This is a genomic window from Vibrio sp. 811 (assembly GCF_033339195.1).
In genome coordinates, this window is record NZ_JAWOUB010000405.1 from 1 (window position 1) to 704 (window position 704).

Here is a 704-nt window from a genome sequence, read left to right on the forward strand (position 1 = left end):
GCCTTCTGGCATGGTCAGCGAAGGGGCTTGTGCTTGCATCATCATGTCGAATGCCGCTTTGCGGTAGCCTTCATCTGTCATGGTGTCAGAGATGTGCGCGTAACCGCCAAGGTAACCTAGGTAGGCTAGGAAAGAGTGGCTACCATTTAGCATGCGCAGCTTCATTTCTTCGTAAGGCACAACGTCGGCAACAAATTCTGCGCCAGCCACATTCCAATCTGGACGACCAGCCACAAAGTTATCCTCGATAACCCATTGGCGGAAAGGTTCACAAGCGATGCCACATGGGTCTTCACAACCAAGCAGTTCAGCGATTTCGGTCAGCGTCTCTTCGGTTGCTGCTGGCACAATGCGGTCAACCATGGTGCAAGGGAAGGTAACTTTGGTTTCAATCCAGTCGCGCAATTCTGGGTCAAGCAGTTGAGCGAATTCCAGTACCGCTGCTTTTGCTACGTGACCGTTCTCTTGCACGTTATCGCAAGACATCACGGTAAATGGCGTTAGGCCGCGTTCACGACGCATTTTCAGTGCTTGCACTATGTAACCCAAGGCTGATTTTGGCTCCGTTGGGTTGGCTAGGTCAGCAATGACTAGCGGGTTGTTTTTATCAAGCGTGCCCGTTGCAGGGTCGGCGCAGTAGCCTTTCTCGGTTATCGTCATTGAAACGATCGCCACTTGTGGCTCGGCCATTTTTTCGAGAACAG

General features: G+C 52.0%; 1 pseudogene. It reads right to left on the minus strand.

Annotated elements, in window-relative coordinates:
- Nucleotides 1–704: pseudogene (locus R7Q46_RS27145) on the minus strand (fructuronate reductase); the annotation flags it as partial.